The 15,831-nt window shown below is 36.7% G+C and carries 13 protein-coding genes; 9 read left to right on the top strand and 4 right to left on the bottom strand.

The genetic code is table 11. The features are described 5' to 3' along the window. The first annotated feature begins 46 nt into the window (after positions 1–46). On the top strand, positions 47–1,210 hold the full coding sequence (gene porV / locus ACLMCG_RS09430) for a type IX secretion system outer membrane channel protein PorV (RefSeq protein ID WP_047378455.1): 1,164 nt from the start codon (positions 47–49) through the stop codon (positions 1,208–1,210). Positions 1,211–1,357: 147 nt separating this feature from the next. Here porV and blaCHM read toward each other — a convergent pair whose 3' ends face one another. After that, on the bottom strand, positions 1,358–2,116 hold the full coding sequence (blaCHM, locus tag ACLMCG_RS09425; protein ID WP_413960515.1) for a CHM family subclass B1 metallo-beta-lactamase: 759 nt from the start codon (positions 2,114–2,116) through the stop codon (positions 1,358–1,360). 323 nt (positions 2,117–2,439) lie between these two features. Between blaCHM and ACLMCG_RS09420 the strand changes: the two genes are divergently transcribed. Beyond that, positions 2,440–4,704 (top strand): FUSC family protein, encoded by a 2,265-nt coding sequence (locus tag ACLMCG_RS09420; protein ID WP_223599339.1) that lies wholly within the window; start codon positions 2,440–2,442, stop codon positions 4,702–4,704. Here the strand turns inward: ACLMCG_RS09420 and ACLMCG_RS09415 are convergent. Both ACLMCG_RS09415 and ACLMCG_RS09410 read right to left on the bottom strand, forming a co-directional pair. Further along, entirely contained in the window at positions 4,685–5,299 is a 615-nt protein-coding gene (locus tag ACLMCG_RS09415; protein ID WP_223599338.1) for a 4'-phosphopantetheinyl transferase family protein, read from the bottom strand. The two genes, ACLMCG_RS09420 and ACLMCG_RS09415, sit on opposite strands and share 20 nt — an antisense overlap. A gap of 169 nt (positions 5,300–5,468) precedes the next feature. Beyond that, entirely contained in the window at positions 5,469–5,987 is a 519-nt protein-coding gene (locus ACLMCG_RS09410; RefSeq protein ID WP_223599337.1) for a pyridoxamine 5'-phosphate oxidase family protein, read from the bottom strand. Between the two features lie 167 nt (positions 5,988–6,154). Here ACLMCG_RS09410 and ahcY point away from each other — a divergent pair, with 167 nt between their 5' ends. The 7 genes from ahcY (at position 6,155) to ACLMCG_RS09375 (ending at position 15,253) form a co-directional block, all read left to right on the top strand. Beyond that, positions 6,155–7,468 (top strand): adenosylhomocysteinase, encoded by a 1,314-nt coding sequence (gene ahcY, locus ACLMCG_RS09405; protein WP_047378461.1) that lies wholly within the window; start codon positions 6,155–6,157, stop codon positions 7,466–7,468. 102 nt (positions 7,469–7,570) lie between these two features. Then, a complete protein-coding gene (locus ACLMCG_RS09400; RefSeq protein ID WP_413960516.1) occupies positions 7,571–8,371 on the top strand; it encodes a hypothetical protein in 801 nt (266 codons plus the stop codon). A 176-nt stretch (positions 8,372–8,547) separates the two neighbouring features. Continuing rightward, entirely contained in the window at positions 8,548–8,940 is a 393-nt protein-coding gene (gene yiaA / locus ACLMCG_RS09395) for an inner membrane protein YiaA (protein WP_034699887.1), read from the top strand. Between the two features lie 139 nt (positions 8,941–9,079). After that, on the top strand, positions 9,080–10,402 hold the full coding sequence (locus ACLMCG_RS09390) for a BspA family leucine-rich repeat surface protein (protein WP_413960517.1): 1,323 nt from the start codon (positions 9,080–9,082) through the stop codon (positions 10,400–10,402). Between the two features lie 27 nt (positions 10,403–10,429). Then, positions 10,430–12,103: a BspA family leucine-rich repeat surface protein gene (locus tag ACLMCG_RS09385; protein ID WP_414136877.1), complete on the top strand. Its 1,674-nt coding sequence runs from the start codon at positions 10,430–10,432 to the stop codon at positions 12,101–12,103. Between the two features lie 15 nt (positions 12,104–12,118). Next, on the top strand, positions 12,119–13,678 hold the full coding sequence (locus ACLMCG_RS09380) for a BspA family leucine-rich repeat surface protein (protein WP_413960519.1): 1,560 nt from the start codon (positions 12,119–12,121) through the stop codon (positions 13,676–13,678). Positions 13,679–13,693: 15 nt separating this feature from the next. After that, positions 13,694–15,253 (top strand): BspA family leucine-rich repeat surface protein, encoded by a 1,560-nt coding sequence (locus ACLMCG_RS09375; protein WP_413960520.1) that lies wholly within the window; start codon positions 13,694–13,696, stop codon positions 15,251–15,253. A gap of 53 nt (positions 15,254–15,306) precedes the next feature. Here the strand turns inward: ACLMCG_RS09375 and purE are convergent, their stop codons facing one another. Further along, positions 15,307–15,810, bottom strand: a complete 504-nt coding sequence (purE, locus tag ACLMCG_RS09370) for a 5-(carboxyamino)imidazole ribonucleotide mutase (protein WP_034699885.1) — start codon at positions 15,808–15,810, stop codon at positions 15,307–15,309. Positions 15,811–15,831: the final 21 nt, after the last annotated feature.

Genomic DNA, 15,831 nt, shown 5'->3' with positions numbered 1-15,831 from the left:
AGACAATAATATTAATAAAAAACTGATAATATATAAAAGACAACATATGAATTTAACTACTAAACTGCTTTTAGGATTTGGTTTGAGTGCTGGTTTTTTAGGCTATTCGCAAGATTTAGGTAAAGTAAACCCAGTTCTTACCGGAGCTCCTTTCCTAAGAATTGCGCCTGATGCGAGATCAGGAGGTATGGGAGACCAAGGGGTGGTGACTTCTCCGGATGCATTTTCACAATTCTGGAATGCGGCTAAATATCCTTTCAGCAGAACAAGTTCTTCCGTAGGTCTTAACTATACGCCTTACATGGGAAAACTTACCAATGATGTATTCTTATTATATGCTTCGTTCCACAAGTTTCTGGGGCAGGAAGAGAGATCTACAATCTCTGCAAGTATCTATTATTTCAACATGGGGCAGGTAGATCTTACTCAGCTGGTAGGTACAGAGATTGCATCAATGGGTACATCAAAACCAAACGAATTCTCAATTGACGTTGCTTATGCTTTGAAGCTTTCCGATTCATTCTCTGGTGCTGTTACCGGTAGATTTATCCGTTCAGACTTAGCCGGAGGATTCAACACAGACACTACACTTAAAGCGGCTAACAGTTTCGCAGTAGATGTTTCAGCATACTATACCTCACCAAGATTCTCCAGTATCGGAGGATATGATGGTAAAGTGAATGCTGGTTTAGCAATTCAGAACGTAGGTCCGAAACTGGATTATACAGGAAATGAAGAATCAAGATCTTATCTTCCTACAATGGCAAGATTAGGGGTTGGATATGACATGTACCTGGATGATATGAACAGAGTTGGAATTTCTGTGGAAGGTTCAAAACTTTTGGTTCCCGGATCTGAGTATGCAGGAATTGATCCCAATACAAGACAGCCTATTTATCAAATCCCGAATGTAGGGCCAATGGCTGGTATCGGAAAATCTTTCAAAAACAAAAACAGTATCATGTATAGTGGTGCTTTAGAATACTCTTATGACAATGCATTTTCTGTAAGAGGAGGTTACTTCCATGAAAGTGAAGAGCAGGGAGCAAGACAGTTTGCAACAGCGGGTGTTGGTTTAAGATACCGTTCTTTCGGACTTGATCTTTCCTACCTGATCAATATGTCTAAAATCAACAGTGCTTTGGATAACACACTTCGTTTCGGTCTTACCTGGAACATTGGAGAAGAAACATCCAACAACGATCGTTAAAAAACAGCTACAGCTATATAAAAAAAGCCTCATACATTGTAATGAGGCTTTTTTTATGGTCAATTGTCAATCGTCAATCCGCTTCGCTTGTCAATTTCTTTTACAGACTACAACCATTCACCATTCACTTTGCGAAGCAAAAATTCACTATTGACCTTTAAATAATGTAATAGTATAGTCAAGAAGTCTCCTATCTCCATAATCTCCGTGTCCGGGAACTACAATTTTCACATTGGGATATTCTTTTTTAACTTTTTCAACTGTACCTGACCAGGCGGAAACGTTCGCATCTCCCAAATATCCTTTACCTGCTTCAAGCTCTTTCAGCAAACAGCCTCCAAACAGAATATTTTCACTCGGGAAATATCCAACACTATTATCTCTTGTATGCCCTTCTCCAAAATACCTGGCGACAACATCCTTATTTCCTACCTTCAAAATAACGGAATCATTAAAACTGTTTTCAGGAATAACAAAATTATTTTCTTTAGCCAGTTCTATTGTTTTAACGTACGAATAAGATGGAATATTCTTTTTATGGAATGCCAGCAATCCTCCCAGACTGTCATCGTGAAAATGAGTCGGGATCACTGCATTGATTTTTGCATGAAGTTTTTCATTAATCCATTGTATCAGTTCTTCTGAACTTTTATCATTAGTGGGTGTATCAAAAACAATAGCTTCATTCTTATCTTTTACAATCAATCCGTTACAGGGTACATTTCCGAAATCATTTGTCTGTTTAAAAGAAGTATGAATAAAAGCATTTTCTGAAATCTGAGTAACAATCAGACTGTTGGATTTATAAATTTCTTTTGCTTTAAAACTTTCCTTGCTCTGTGAACTACAACTTAGAATGAAAAAAGAAAAGAATATGACGAAGATATTTTTAAGGGTGTTTTTCATAAAGTTGCTATTTAAGAGTTGAGATAGGCTAAGGTAAGAATTCATGGAACAAGATTTGTTAGCTGTTGTGTTAAAAATGAATTGTGAATAGTCAATCCGCTTCGCTTGTCAAATTATTTTACACGCTGCCATCATTCACTATTCACTTTACGAAGCAAAAAATTCACCATTGAAATATGAATGGCTAATCCCTGGTGATTAATCTGATTGCTTTTCAATTTTTTTAATAGTATAACAACCCACTTAAAAAAATATAATATTTAAGTTTATAAAAGTCTTTTTTTTATGGCGATTTTCTTAAATTCAATAGCTATTTTTGTAGTATGAACTATTCGGCAGAACTAAAAAAATTTGTAACCAGTCAGTATGTATATTCTGCTATCAGAATTACATTAGCTACTGTTCTGCCTTGTCTAGTCCTTGCCCACTTCGGGATTTTGAAGGAATATTTCCTTTTCCCTCTCGGAACCAGCTTTGTAGCGCTTACAGACCAGCCAGGTCCTTTCATCAGAAGAAGGAATGCCCTTACTTTTGCGATCTTCTGTTTTGTTTTTGTCGCGCTCATCGCAAGTCTTGTGATGAATATTAAAGCCCTGGTACTTCTGGAGGTGATCGTCTTCGGAATGTTTTTCTCGCTCATTGGAGTGTATGGTCAGAGATTAGCAGCTGTAGGCTCATTATCGCTTGTGGTACTTGCCATCTTTATTGACGGTCATCTTACAGGAAGCAATATCTTTAAAAGTCTACTGATCTTTGCTTCAGGCTGTATATGGTTTCTACTTATATTCCTTATTGTAACAACAATCCGTCCTTATAAACTGGCAAGCCAGATGATTGGGGAAAACTATCTTCAGCTGGCTGAATTTTTAAAGATTAAAGCGAATTATTATCAGAAGAATCCGGATTTTAATAAACTGACCACTCAGGTTATCGCCAAGCAGATTGAAATAAAAAACCTGCAGGAAGACACCAGAGAAACTGTTTTTAAAACGAGAACCATAGTCAATGAATCCACAACAACGAGTCGTTTATTGATGTTGATGTTCCTGAATTCTATGGACCTTCATGAAAAGCTGATGACCTCTGAAAGTGATTATCAGAAGCTTCAGCAGAGCTTTGAAGATAGTATGATTCTCGTTAATATCCATGATTATCTCAATCTTTTGGCAGAAGAGATCACTAATATCGGAATCGCGCTTCAAAGTGGTACCAGAGCAAAACCGATGGTGAATCTGGAACAGGAATTAAAGAATCTTAATTATAATTATTTCGAACTCAGAAATAAGCAGCTTTCTCCCGACAACCTGGAAAATTTCATGATCCTGCGCCAGATCCTGATGCGTATCTATGAAATCACCAAAGAAATCAACGAGATTTATAAAGTATTTTCTCAGAATATAAAACTGGCAAAGAGTTTATCCACAGGATTAGATTTGAAAAAATTTATGCCTAATGAACCCAAACTCAATGCTAAGGTTTTAAGGAATAATATTTCGTTATCCTCTTCCCATTTCCGCCATGCGATAAGAATTACAACTGCTTTGCTGCTGGGGTATATTTTCTCAATGTTTGATCTTTTAGGATTGGGACATACGTATTGGATATTAATTACCATTACTGCTATTTTAAAACCGGCCTACTCCATTACAAAGCAGAGAAATCTTCTCCGTCTCTATGGAACAATTGCAGGAGCCAGCATTGCTTACGCCATTCTCCATTTTGTACATATTAACGGTGTTTTATTTGCTATTTTACTTATCAGCATGATCATGTGTTTCAGCTTCTTGAAAGGACGGTATTTTTGGGCGGTATTATTTATGACAATCTATGTTTTCCTGAGTTTTAATTTTTTAAATCCGGGAAAAGTAAATATCATTTTTAAAGATAGAATATTTGATACAGCCATTGCCGGAATCATAGCTTTTGCAGTATCTTACATTGTACTTCCGGTTTGGGAACATACCCAGAATCTGGACCTGATGAAGAAGTCTGCAACAGACAACCTTATCTATTTCCAGAGTGTGATTTCCAAATTCTTACAGGGAAATTTTGACCTTGAAGATTACAAGGTAAAGCGAAAAAATGCGATCATTTCTTTGGCCAACCTTTCCGACAATTTCCAGAGAATGATTTCGGATCCTAAAAACCAGCAGAAAAAGCTGGAAGTTGTTCACCAATTTGTAGCTACATCACATCTGATCACAGCATATACCGCTTCTCTTTCTCAATATTCCAAGAGTAATGAACAATATCCTGAAATAGATGCAGAAAGCTGGAGCAGAAAAATTGAAGCAGAAATGCAGCAAACCTCTACCCTTCTCAACGGAAATGACATCAATGAAACGTTGAAAATGGAAAGCCGCCTTGAGCCTGAAGATTCTTCTATTGAAGATATGCTTCTGAAAAGAAAAACGGAGATTGAAGAAAATGACATCGTAGACAGAAGAGATCCTGATAAAGTATCGCATTTAACAGAGCTTAAAAACATCCATGACATCCTGGAACTGATCTATGATGTAGCAAAAGAACAGAGAAAAGTTATAGAAAAATATAAAAACGAAACTGATCCTACTCCTCCACAATCGTAAAGCAGTAGTCATCGAAAAACTCTACCCTGGCTTTGAATTCATCTGAAAACTGTTCGTCATAGACACGGCAGCTAATCTTATGAAGGTGTTTCAGCTCAAAAGGCTTTACCTCATAGTTTTTCTTTAAAGACCAGTATTTTGAGTGGTGAATTTTGTACATGCTTTCTTTTACACTCCATATAATTGTATAAAAAGTGTCTGCTTTGTCTTCAGGAATGAACCCACGCTCATTTTCATAGGTAAATTTATCAATCACCCTTAAAATCTTCGGGTTGAACTTTTCAACATCAATTCCTATTTTATTTTTAGAAATGGCGATGGCTGCAAAGGGAAAAGAGTGTGTAATGGAAATTTCCGCATCATTGGGAGAAAGAAAAGGTTCTCTTTCTTTATATAAAATCTTAGAATCGGGCTTTAATCCTTTCAGGAGTTTGCGTACCATCAGGACTTCCAATAATTTTTTGGGATGATAATCTTTTACCTTTTCAGCATTTTCCGGCTCCAGAAGGTTATGGATATCAAGCTCTTCACTTTCATCATACTTCCAAACAAGGATGGTGGCATTATCATCTGAAAAATCTCTGTAGAGTGGCATTCTTTTTTATATGAAACAAAAATACTAAAAAAAGCTTGAAGCTGGGAGCTGGAGGATGGAAGTTACTATTTGTTATAAAATAATTTGCAGACCATTAATGAAAAAACAAACTCTCTACCGGCTTAATTTTTATCAACTTCCAGCATCCTTCTTCAAGCTCCATGCTTAATTATTTAGACTGATGATTCACGTCATTTCTATGTTCTACAATTTCCAGATTAGCATCTACAAAATAAGCGCTCCCGAATCCATTTACATAAGATCCTTTCACAGGTTGAAGGGCAATTAAAATAAAATCTCCCATTTCGGAAATGACATCTACTACTTTTCCGTGAGTCTCTTTTAGCTTGGCAACTACCTGCGTCCATACTTCAGAATCTCTTTCAATTTGAGAAGTGGTTGCTTCAAAAGTTAAACGCTCGCGGGCATAAATCTGTTTCGTAGCTGATTCATCTTCAATAAACATGATGGATGTTTTTCTTCCGTCAGCAAGGTTTTTAGTATGTTTTGCCATGAAAGATACCAGAATATAAAATGTATTCTCTACCTGAACAAAAGGGGCATAACTTGAATTGGGATTTCCTTCTGCATCTACAGTAGCCAGAATAATGCTTTTAGAAGCATTGATCAGTTCTTGTACTTTTGGTGCAACAGGTTTGATTTTCTTTTCTGTATGGGTTTGACTCATAATATATATTTTTATCAGCTAAAATTAATTATTTATATTAAGACTAAATAATATTAACTCATGTTTAATCTCATAAAACTGAACTTGATGTGTCGTTTTTATATCTTAATTATAAATCGTAATTTTGCCTTTCGTTATCAATTGAATTTAAAAACTATTCATTACATATGAGTACTACAACACAATACGTTCCTTATAAAGTTAAGGATATCTCCCTTGCAGAATGGGGTAGAAAAGAAATTACCCTTGCAGAAGCAGAAATGCCTGGTTTGATGTCTATCCGTGAAGAATACGGACCATCTCAGCCACTTAAAGGAGCAAGAATCGCAGGATGTCTTCACATGACGATCCAAACGGCTGTGCTTATCGAGACATTGGTAGCTTTAGGAGCTGAAGTTACCTGGTCATCTTGTAATATTTTCTCTACACAGGACCATGCTGCTGCTGCAATTGCTGCTGCAGGAATTCCGGTATATGCCTGGAAAGGATTAAATGAAGAGGAGTTTGACTGGTGTATTGAGCAGACTTTATTCTTTGGTGAAGACAGAAAGCCATTAAACATGATCTTGGATGATGGTGGAGATTTAACAAACATGGTTTTTGATAAATACCCTGAGTTCACAAAAGACATTAAAGGACTTTCTGAAGAAACCACTACAGGTGTTCACAGACTGTATGAAAGAATGAAGAACGGAACTTTAGTAATGCCTGCTATCAACGTAAATGATTCAGTTACTAAATCTAAATTCGACAACAAATACGGATGTAAAGAATCTGCTGTAGATGCAGTAAGAAGAGCTACAGACGTAATGTTAGCCGGAAAAAGAGTGGTAGTTTGCGGATACGGAGACGTAGGTAAGGGTACTGCTGCTTCTTTCAGAGGAGCTGGTTCTATCGTTACTGTTACGGAAATTGACCCAATCTGTGCGCTTCAGGCTGCAATGGACGGTTATGAAGTAAAAAGATTAGATACTGTGGTAGACAATGCTGATATCATCATTACTACAACAGGTAACTTTAATATCGTAAGAGGAGAGCACTTCCTTAAAATGAAAGATAAAGCGATCGTTTGTAACATCGGTCACTTCGATAACGAAATCGATATGGCCTGGTTGAACAAAAACTACGGTCAGACTAAATCTGAAGTGAAGCCTCAGGTTGATATCTATACTATTGAAGGAAAAGAAGTAATCATTCTTGCTGAAGGTAGATTGGTAAACTTAGGATGTGCTACAGGTCACCCAAGTTTCGTAATGTCTAACTCTTTCTCTAACCAGACTTTGGCTCAAATCGAATTATGGAACAACTCTGCAGCTTATGGTAATGAAGTATATATGCTTCCTAAGCACTTAGATGAGAAAGTAGCTGCTTTACACCTTAAGAAATTAAGCGTAGAGCTTGAAACGCTTTCTCCTGAGCAGGCTGAATACATCGGAGTTGACGTAAAAGGGCCATTCAAGCCTGAATACTACAGATACTAAGATCACAATAAACATGATATGATCCCACTATTTCTAAGATAGTGGGATTTTTTTATAAAGTACAATCAGCCATTTCTTATTTTTGTCAGCTAAAAAAATAACATGAAAAATTTCTTATTTCTGGGACTCATGAGCTCTGCTCTATTCTTTAACAGCTGCAGCAGTAATGATGATAATGATGGAACCAATACGCCTTCTGAACCAAAGACATTATTAAGTAAAGTTACTATAGTTTACTACGACAACCCAGCTCAGCCACAGACCAGTATACAAACACTTGAATACAATAATCAAGGTGAACTTATCAAAACGTTGTCCGCATCAGGATCATCCAAGTTCGAATACAATAACGGAAAACCTACAAAAACCACTTATTATAAGCCGGATGGTACTATAGATTATTATTCAGTTTTCAACTATAACGGAGATCAACTGATAAACGTTAAGGCTATTTACACCAACCCAAACAATAACAGAACGATTACCTTCAACTACAATACCAGCGGACAGGTGATCTCTTCTTCCCTTTGCCAATCTCCGGACTGTTCCAATCCGATTGTAGATACATATGTTTATAACGGAAACAATATTTCATCAGAAACTTCAGAGACTACAGGATTCAGTTTCAGTACCAGAATCGTTTATTCCTATGATGATAAACTGAACCCTTATACGAATATCAACAAATATCTCAAACTTATGATGGGTGGCGCTTATGTGATAAGCAAAAACAATTATCTTACAGAAAAGATAAGCTCTAAAAACAATGGAGTCTGGGAACAAATTCAAAGCAGAACTTCCACTATTCAATACAACAGTGCCGGATTCCCAGTACAGGTTGTATCAAAAGAAGCTAATGGAAGCCTTTCCGCTCAATACAACTACGAATATATAACTCAATAATATGTAAACTCTCCAAATTGGAGAGTTTTTTTATGAGCTTATTCCTGTAAACCATAATTGATAAATTAAAAAAAACATTGAAGACACTGTTCAGTATTTTCCCCATATTTTCCCTCCATTAAGATTCTATTTATAAAAAATGAATATCTTAGCCCTCTTAAAATAAACATTAAACTATGAAAAAACAAAGAGTATCAAATGCATTCGTTGCTGCATCATGGGTAGCATTGGGAGCAGGAATGATTGGCTTCATCGTCGGCCTTGCCAGAGCTGAAATGCTGCTGAATGAGAAAGGATATTATTTTACCATTCTTCTTTATGGCTTATTTGCTGTTGTTTCTCTACAGAAAGCAGTGCGTGACAGGTTAGAAAATATTCAGGTAACAGATATTTATTATGGGATCTGCTGGTTTGCTACATTATCATCTATTGTATTATTGGCCATCGGACTTTGGAATGCCACCATCCTTCCAAGTGAAAAAGGGTTTTATGCCTTTGCTTTTTTACTCGCGCTCTTCGGAGCTATAGCAGTCCAGAAAAATACACGTGACAATATGCTTCAGGAATAAAGTAAACTCTCCATTTTGGAGAGTTTTTTATTTATAAAATTTCATTAAAACACATAAAATACTATAAATTTCACATTTACATTAAAAATATATTAAGTTTTTTGTTATTTTAGCTACGCTTATTTCACAAACTAATGACATGTACAAAAAACTTTTACCATCTACTCTATTAATTCTATTATTTCAATTCTCCAAAGCTCAGAATGAGTTTATCACCATCTGGAAAACCCAGAACGCACAAAACATTAAATTTCCCGGCCGGGGAACCAATTTCAAGGTATCCTGGGAAGAGGTAGGATATCCGCAACATAACGGGACGATGAACAATGTAACTTCTACAACTGAATTCATCATCAACTTAGGAACACCGTTAAATCCATCTCCTGCTCAAGCCAGCTACAGAATCAAAATCAGTGATGGAAACGGAAGTTTTGACCAGGTGAGATTCTTTGACAATACATTAATTCCTACGTACAATGCTTCAGACCGTTCAAAAATTACCCAAATTGCCCAATGGGGAAATATAAAATGGAAAAGCTTTGACAATGCTTTCGTATACTGCGATTACATGGATGTAACGGCCACTGATGCACCAGATCTCAGCATGGTAACCAGTATGCGCCAGATGTTTTATTTATGTACTTCATTAGTTGGCAACTCTTCTTTCAATACTTGGAATACCTCTACCATTACAGATATGTATTATATGTTTGGTGATGATTATCTGTTCAATCAGCCACTGGGGAACTGGGATACCTCGAATGTTACAGATATGTCTTATATGTTTGATTTTACAGGATTCAACCAATCTTTGGGTAAATGGAACACAGCTAAGGTTACCACCATGGAGCATATGTTTCATGATTCAGAAAATTTCAACCAGGATCTTCAAAACTGGAATACGGCCAATGTCACCAATATGAACGAAATGTTCCGAGGCACCGCCTTTAATCAAAATATCGGAAGATGGAATCTTAGTTCGTTAACAACAGCTACCAGCATGTTTCTCAATTCTGCGATGAACTGCCTGAATTACGACAAGACCCTTTATGGATGGAGCCAGAGTTCATCAACGCCAGCTAATATCAACCTATCAAGTGCTTCTCCATTAATCTATTCTCATGCTGACGCAGTAGCTGCAAGAAATTATTTAATTAATAATAAAGGCTGGACTATATCGGGCGATTCTTATAACGGACTGTGCAATCAGACACTTTCAACTTCTGAAAATGATATAAACAATAAAGTCGCCATTTATCCCAATCCGGCAACGAATATAATTTACCTGAAAAATATCCCACATACTGTAAGTTTTATCATCACCGATATGAGTGGAAGAACGATTGTCAAAGAGAACCTGAACAACGATAAAATTCCTGTCAACCTCTTAACTCCAGGGAATTATATCTTACAGATTATGACAAAGAGTTCAACAATTTCATTTCCATTCATGAAAAAATAAACCTCAACAAAACTAATAACCATAAACATGATTTTAAAAAAAATTCCAATACTCATTTTTCTTTTGCTGATATTCATGGCAAAGGCACAAAATGAATTTATCACGGTATGGAAACCCAGTCTTCCCCCACCTCCCTATCCTTATATAGGAATTCCCATTAACTCAAACAATAATCAAATCTGGTTTCCCGGAATAGGGACGAATTATCAGATCTATTGGGAAGAAATTGGCTACCCCTCTCACAATGCCACTTTAACGAATGTAACTTCTGCCTATCAGCTCCTGATTGATTTTGGAATTCCACACAATCCCAACCCATCAGATGCTACTTACCGGTTGAAAGTAAGCAACGGAAACGGTAATTTTCACCAGATAAGATTCGCAGACTGGGATATGTTCAATGATAACGGAATTGTAGGAGATGTTCATAAAATACAATTGATAGAACAATGGGGAAACATTCAATGGTCTTCAATGAAACAAGCATTTCAGGCGTGCAAAATTTTAGATTTTACAGCAACAGATGTTCCTGATCTGAAAGAGGTAACTGATTTGTCTTATATGTTTTCCGGATGTTATGGTTTGGTGGGAAATCCTTCTATCAATAGCTGGAATACGTCTAATGTAACTACATTGCTTGGAACATTTACAGGATGTTTTGTTTTTAATCAGCCGGTTGGAAACTGGAATACTTCCAATGTGACGATGATGGGCATCACGTTCAATGTAGCTAAACTTTTCAATCAGCCATTAGACAACTGGGATACTTCTAAAGTAACTTCTACTACAGCCATGTTTAATGGAGCTGCTGAGTTCAACCGACCTATTGGAAATTGGGATATGTCTAACAATCTTGATGCAGAATTTATGTTTTCCGGGGCTACGAAATTTAATTATCCTCTTAAAAACTGGAATACTTCAAAAATCATAGAAATGAATCACATGTTTTATGGAGCAAAGGCCTTCAGCCAGGATTTATCTATTTGGGATACAAGCAGTGTTACCATTATGAGTGGTATGTTTTATAATGCTGAGAATTTTAACAGCAATATTTCCAATTGGGATACAAGAAAAGTAGAATGGATGCAGGATATGTTCAACGGTGCCAAAAGTTTTAATCAGAATATAGCAAAATGGAATGTAGCGCAAGTAAAAAACATGAATAACATGTTCAGTAATGCTATTCTTTTCAACCAAAATTTAGGAAGCTGGAATTTGAGTTCTTTACTGAACGCTTCCAATATATTTAAAAATTCTGCACTGAACTGCCAGAATTATGACAGCACCTTGTATGGCTGGAGTCAAAATCCTTCAACTCCAAATAATATTAATCTATCTTCTGTTTCTCCTCTTACGTATTCCCACAATGCAGCAGTAACGGCCAGAAGTTATCTGATCAACAATAAAGGCTGGACGATCAGCGGAGATACATACAACGGAGAATGCCAATCTTTCCTTGGAACTTCTGATGTAAAAGTGAAAGGTGAACTAAGCCTGTACCCGAATCCTGCTACCCATATTATTTATGTAAAAAATTCCAATGCCAAAGATTTCAAAATTATTGATATGAGCGGAAGAATTGTTTTAAGCGGAGATCTGGTGAATGAACAGATTAACATTCAGGCGTTAACTCCGGGGAATTATATTTTACAGCTTTATTCAAAAGATAATATTCAGAATCTAAAATTCATCAAAAAATAACCATAAACTCTCAACATGCTATTAAAAAAAATTTCAACACTCTTTTTTCTGATACTGATTTTCATGGCGAAAGCTCAGGATGAATTTATTACCATCTGGAAGCCGGCATCTACTGTATTACCGGCAGTTAATGTAGACGCTCCTTATCAGGCAACCACACAGCAGATATGGTTTCCGGGGATTGGTGATAATTATGACATTTATTGGGAGGAAGTAGGCTATCCACAGCACAATGGTTCCCTACTCGATGTAACTTCCACAAAACAGGTTCTTATAGACTTCGGGACATCCATCGCAGAAAAAAATGATGCCAAATACAGGGTAAAAGTTACGAATGGTAATGGAATCTTCAGGCAAATAAAATTTGGAACTCCCCAACTATTTCCTGCTCCTGAGCAAGTCATCCCTATCTGGCAGGTTAATGGAAGTTCAGATAAAATACTGGAAATAGAACAATGGGGTAATATTTCGTGGACAACCATGGAGAGTGCCTTCAGTCTGTGCAGGCTTATGCAGCTTACGGCAACAGATACTCCTAATCTTAATAATGTTGAAGATGCTTCTTTTATGTTTTATGGTACAACTAGTTTTATGGGGGCCAGCTCTATGCAAAACTGGGATACTTCGAAAATTAAGAATTTCAGTTTTATGCTCTCTCTTTTATTTGATGTGAATCCATCTTCTGCAGTAATAGAACAGTTCAACTCACCTTATCTGGACAGCTGGAATATGTCTTCTGCTACGAACCTCAGCTATATGTTTGGAAACAGAACTGTTTTTAATCAGACTCTTAATAGCTGGGACGTTTCAAAGGTGACAGATATGAGCTGGATGTTTGGGCAGTGTTTAAGCTTCAATCAACGTCTTGATAACTGGGATACTTCAAGCTTAGAGGATATGCATTTTATGTTTCATATGATTCCGGTTTTCAATCAGCAGCTCAACTGGAATACGTCTAAGGTTACCAATATGGCTCATGTTTTTCACGGCTGTACATCCTTTAACCAGTCTTTAGAAAATTGGGATATGACTAAAGTAACCAGAATAGATCAGATCCTGAATATTGCATCAAGTTTTAATCAGTCATTAGGAAACTGGAACTTAATTTCTCTTACCAATGGTAATGGTGCTTTAACCCTGTCAGGCCTTAATTGTGAAAATTACAGCAAAACATTGATGGGATGGGCAGACAATCCCAATACAGCAAACAATGTCTCGTTAGGTTCTTTAACAGGATTAAAATATGCTTCAAATGCTTCAGACAAAAGGGATATTCTTGTCAATAAAGGCTGGTCATTCATAGGTGATACTGTAGGAAGCTGTTTATTATCTTCATCTGATTTAAAACTGAATAAAAAACCTCTGCTCTATCCTAATCCTGCAGTGGATGATATTCATATTGAAGGAATAGCTGATATTAAAGGATATAAAATTTATGATGCAAGTGGAAGGCTTATAAAAGAAGGAAATCCTAATAATGATTTGATCAATGTAAGCTCTTTGCCAAAAGGAAATTATATGATACAGCTCATCATGAAAGAAAAAACAATTTCTTCAAAATTCATTAAGAAATAACTATAAAACCTCAATATGGTATTGAAAAAATTTTCGACAGGATTTTTTATTTTCCTGTTGTGTATAGTAAAAGCCCAGAATGAATTTATCACTATCTGGAAGCCTGCTTCTACGGTAATACAGCCTGTCACTGTAAGTGCTCCCTACCAGGCAAGTTCTCAGCAAATATGGTTTCCCGGAATTGGTGAAAACTATGATATTTATTGGGAAGAGGTAGACTATCCCCAGCACAACGGCTCTCTTACCAATATAACCTCTACAAAACAGGTTCTTATTGATTTTGGTACATCAATCGCAGAAAAGAATGATGCAAAATATAGGGTAAAAGTGAGTAACGGGAATGGAGTTTTTCAACACATAAAATTTGGAGATGTACAGGAGGTTCAGCTTCCGGATCAGATTTTTCCGGTCTGGCAGATCAACGGAAGTGCAGATAAAATACTGGAAATAGAACAATGGGGAAATATTACCTGGACAACAATGAACAGTGCTTTCAGCCAATGTAAACTTGTTCAGATTACTGCTCCAGACATTCCAGATCTTAGTAATGTTGAAGATGCTTCTTATATGTTTTATGGTGCAAAAACCTTTACAGGCGCAAGCTCCATGCAAAACTGGAATACTTCTAAGATTAAGAATTTCAGATTTATGTTTTCTATTATCTTCGATAGTATCAATACTTCAATTCCCGATCAGTTCAATCCTCCTTATTTTAATAGCTGGAATATGTCATCAGCAACTGATCTCAGTTTTATGTTTGCAGGAAGAGGGATCTTTAACCAGACATTAAACAGCTGGGACGTTTCGAATGTCACTGATATGAAATGGATGTTTGCTCTTTGTCCAAACTATAATCAACCCATGAATAACTGGGATACCTCAAGCCTTGAAGACATTCGCTTTATGTTCCATTTTGATTCTGGTTTCAATCAGTCTTTAAATAATTGGAATACGTCTAAAATTACCAATATGGCCCATGCTATTCATGGCTGCACAGCCTTTAGTCATTCTCTTGAAAACTGGGATATGGCAAAGGTTACCAGAATAGACCAGATTCTTAAGGAAACGCCAAACTTTAATCATTCCCTTGCAAGCTGGAATCTTGCCAGCGTTAATAATGGAGCCCAGGCTTTGATGCAGACAGGAATGGATTGTGAAAATTTCAGTAAAACACTTGCAGGATGGGCAGATAATACTGACACTGCCAATAATGTTGATTTAGATATTGTAACACCTTTGACTTATGCTTCCAATGCAGCAGATAAAAGGAATATTCTCATCAGCAAAGGATGGACGATGTCCGGTGATACGGTAGGAAACTGTTTACTATCTTCATCAGAAGTCAAGCTCAGAAAAGAATTTCTGCTTTATCCTAATCCTGCCGCAGATGATATCCATATCGAAGGATTAAGTGACATTAAAAATTACAGAATTTTTGATGCAAGTGGAAGACTTGTATTGGAAGGAAATCCCAATAGGGATATGATTAATGTAGGATCATTACCGAAAGGAAATTATATTTTGCAGCTGATTCTGAAAGAAAAAACAATCTCTTCAAAATTCATTAAGAAATAAAAACAAAAAGCCTCGCTGGAAAGTGAGGCTTTTATTTTGAGTTTAAAAGTAAACTATTTGTCAAAATGGTTAGGGTGCTGGGCTTTGATATCATCCACAGTTCCCAGTACTTTATCTTTTAAAGAATCCTGATATTTCTGAAGCTTAGCTGCTACTTCTTCATTACCGCTTCCTAAAATTTTTGCTGCTAAAATCCCTGCATTCAAAGCTCCGTTCAAGGCTACGGTAGCCACTGGAATTCCGCCAGGCATCTGAAGAATAGACAACACTGAATCCCATCCGTCTATGGAATTACTGGACAAAATAGGAACTCCGATTACCGGAAGTGTAGTACAGCTTGCTACCATTCCCGGGAGATGCGCTGCTCCTCCGGCTCCTGCAACAATTACTTTCAAACCTCTTTCCTGAGCTGTTTTGGCATAATCGAACATTCTTTCCGGTGTTCTGTGTGCTGAAACTACAGTTAATTCGTAAGGGATATCAAGGCTTTTAAGAAAATTTGCAGCCTGTTCCATGATCGGCAGATCACTCTGACTGCCCATAATAATTCCTACCATCTTCAATTTTATTAGATGTTC

It is taken from the genome of Chryseobacterium sp. S90, from assembly GCF_047444895.1.
Taxonomy (GTDB): domain Bacteria; phylum Bacteroidota; class Bacteroidia; order Flavobacteriales; family Weeksellaceae; genus Chryseobacterium.
This window is presented reverse-complemented; position numbering and strand designations above follow the sequence as displayed.

Coding starts and splice junctions, on each gene's coding strand:
- porV (WP_047378455.1), top strand. CDS start 47: ATGAATTTAACTACTAAACTGCTTTTAGGATTTGGTTTGAGTGCTGGT.
- blaCHM (WP_413960515.1), bottom strand. CDS start 2,116: ATGAAAAACACCCTTAAAAATATCTTCGTCATATTCTTTTCTTTTTTC.
- ACLMCG_RS09420 (WP_223599339.1), top strand. CDS start 2,440: ATGAACTATTCGGCAGAACTAAAAAAATTTGTAACCAGTCAGTATGTA.
- ACLMCG_RS09415 (WP_223599338.1), bottom strand. CDS start 5,299: ATGCCACTCTACAGAGATTTTTCAGATGATAATGCCACCATCCTTGTT.
- ACLMCG_RS09410 (WP_223599337.1), bottom strand. CDS start 5,987: ATGAGTCAAACCCATACAGAAAAGAAAATCAAACCTGTTGCACCAAAA.
- ahcY (WP_047378461.1), top strand. CDS start 6,155: ATGAGTACTACAACACAATACGTTCCTTATAAAGTTAAGGATATCTCC.
- ACLMCG_RS09400 (WP_413960516.1), top strand. CDS start 7,571: ATGAAAAATTTCTTATTTCTGGGACTCATGAGCTCTGCTCTATTCTTT.
- yiaA (WP_034699887.1), top strand. CDS start 8,548: ATGAAAAAACAAAGAGTATCAAATGCATTCGTTGCTGCATCATGGGTA.
- ACLMCG_RS09390 (WP_413960517.1), top strand. CDS start 9,080: ATGTACAAAAAACTTTTACCATCTACTCTATTAATTCTATTATTTCAA.
- ACLMCG_RS09385 (WP_414136877.1), top strand. CDS start 10,430: ATGATTTTAAAAAAAATTCCAATACTCATTTTTCTTTTGCTGATATTC.
- ACLMCG_RS09380 (WP_413960519.1), top strand. CDS start 12,119: ATGCTATTAAAAAAAATTTCAACACTCTTTTTTCTGATACTGATTTTC.
- ACLMCG_RS09375 (WP_413960520.1), top strand. CDS start 13,694: ATGGTATTGAAAAAATTTTCGACAGGATTTTTTATTTTCCTGTTGTGT.
- purE (WP_034699885.1), bottom strand. CDS start 15,810: ATGGTAGGAATTATTATGGGCAGTCAGAGTGATCTGCCGATCATGGAA.